General features: G+C 57.8%; 2 protein-coding genes, 1 pseudogene and 1 riboswitch. Of the genes and pseudogenes, 1 reads left to right on the top strand and 2 read right to left on the bottom strand.

Annotated features, from left to right (window positions below):
• A pseudogene (locus JMJ95_RS10590) lies at window positions 1–1,095 on the top strand (ribonucleoside-diphosphate reductase); the annotation flags it as partial.
• A 66-nt stretch (window positions 1,096–1,161) separates the two neighbouring features.
• Here JMJ95_RS10590 and JMJ95_RS10585 read toward each other — a convergent pair.
• Complete coding sequence (locus JMJ95_RS10585; protein ID WP_290685151.1) at window positions 1,162–1,362, bottom strand: hypothetical protein; 201 nt, start codon at window positions 1,360–1,362, stop codon at window positions 1,162–1,164.
• Between the two features lie 37 nt (window positions 1,363–1,399).
• Window positions 1,400–1,768: a flagellar protein FlaG gene (locus JMJ95_RS10580; protein WP_290685149.1), complete on the bottom strand. Its 369-nt coding sequence runs from the start codon at window positions 1,766–1,768 to the stop codon at window positions 1,400–1,402.
• Between the two features lie 212 nt (window positions 1,769–1,980).
• A riboswitch (SAM riboswitch) is annotated at window positions 1,981–2,057 on the top strand.
• The last annotated feature ends 5 nt before the right edge of the window (window positions 2,058–2,062 follow it).

Below are 2,062 nucleotides of genomic sequence, written 5' to 3'. Positions count from 1 at the left end.
GACCGGGAGGGATTCCGCTCCCTGTTGGAGAAGATGCGGTCTTCGGCCACCATCCCCTATACTCTCTCGAATGCCCTCGAGGGTTTTTTCACCGCCCAGGGGTTGGGGAACGAGAGTGAACGGCTGGCGCTGGCGGGAAATGTACTTCTTGCCTTCACAAAGGGAAAGATCAGGAACAGCCGGAGGCTCTCCGTCGCTCCCACGGGCTCCATTTCCATGCTCATCGACACAAGCGCCGGCATCGAACCGAATTTCGCCTGGAGCTGGACCCGGCGTATCGCCAGGGCCGATGGCGAGGGGCAGGAAACGAGGGAGTTCTGCCACAGGCTCCTTTCACCTGCCCAGGTGGACGAGCTGCACGAAAAGGGAGGGCTGTCCGATCCGGTCTTCGTGACGGCCTACGACATTCCTCCCGACGAGCACGTGGAGGTGACGGGCATCTTTGCCAGGGTTGTGGACAGCGGCATCAGCAAGACGGTGAACCTTCCCTCCGACGCCACGGTGGACGAGGTGAAGCAGATCTACCGCAGGTGCTACGCCATGGGGGCCAAGGGCATCACCATCTACAGGGACGGCTCCCGGTCGTTCCAGCCCATCGAGACGGCGAAAAAGCCGGAGGAGCCTGTGTCCCGCACGAGCCGTGTGAAGGAACGCCCGGGCCTCGTGGTCTTCGGAAAGACCATCAAGGAGCAGACCCCCTGGGGCAGCATCTACGTGACCCTGAATTTCGACGGAACGGAGCCTTTCGAAGTCTTCGCCACCATCGGAAAGAGCGGTTCCGAGCTGAAGGCCATGACGGAGGCCCTTTCGAGAGCCATCTCCATCGGCCTCCGGAGCGGAGGGAAGCTGGAGGATTTCATCGCTACGCTGAAGGGGCTCTCCGGCAAGGAGTACTGGCTGTTTGAGTTCGACGACAAGCACGTCGCCCGGTCCATTCCGGACGCCATCGCCGTCCTGCTGGAAAAGCTGATCGGGAAGGACGGGGGCGTTCACGGTGCCGGCGGCGGCGTTGCCTGCCCGGAGTGCGGGGCGCCCATGGAAATGATCTCCGGCTGCGAATACTGCTTCAGTTGCGGATATTCACCCTGCAAGTAGGGTACGTACAAAGAGAGGGGGGGCGGGGAGAAACACTCCCCGCCCCCCCCTCTCTTTCTTACTGTCTCAGCCTTCCAGTTTGAGCTTCGTTCCGAGCCCGAGGTCGGCAAGCTCCCTGTTTCTCGTCTCCTCGGCCTTCATGGTTTCTTCCGTCCGTTTCTCTTCGCGCATATCGTACATTTTCCGTTCGTCCCGCACCGGCTGCGGAGCTTGTGTTTCCCTGTTCCGCGGAAAAGGGACCTGATACTCCTCCCTGGTTATTTTCATCGGACTCTCTCCTTTTTCTCCCGTGGGGTTATCCTGTCTAAACGACCATGTCGAAGAGGAACCCCAGAATTTCGTTTCTTTTGGCGATGAGCCGTACTATTTCGTCGGGAGGTATTTTGCGGATGATCTTTTCCTCGTCGTTGCTCTCTTTGACAATCACCTGAACAATGTCGGCGTCTTCCTGGATGGTGAACTGGAGGTAGCGGCTGTGCATGGCGGCCCTTACCTGGAAGTTATCGAGGACGCGCTCCAATGTCCGGTCGCCCCGAAAGGCGCTCAAGCGGGCCTGTCCGTCGGAGAAGGAACTCTGTTCGGTATATCTTTGCTCAGGGTACCGCGGGTCGAGATACGATTTTCCTGGTCTGTTGGTCCCAATCAGCGACAGGGCTGACATATCGGAAACCATACCGTCCACCTCCGTCATCCCATTCCTGTTGAAAATATACAGCCCCGACAAGAATAAGTCAAACGATTCCATTTTCTCGATTCCATTTTCTCCCGGCACCCTTGGAAGTGTCCCGATCCTCGTGGGTAGGCGGAATATTTTCTGTTGACAGGAGGAAATGGTAGCGTATAATTCCTCTGTTAGTATTGTGTCTTTAACTTTGAAAACTGAAGCTCTTATCAAGAGAGGTGGAGGGACTGGCCCGATGAAGCCCGGCAACCTGCCTGAAAAGGTATGGTGCCAATACCAGCAGCC

The sequence above is a fragment of the Aminivibrio sp. genome, assembly GCF_016756745.1.
In the GTDB taxonomy this organism is placed as follows: Bacteria; Synergistota; Synergistia; order Synergistales; family Aminobacteriaceae; genus Aminivibrio.
Note: the sequence above shows the minus strand (reverse complement) of the source record. Positions and strands in the feature narration are given on the sequence as shown.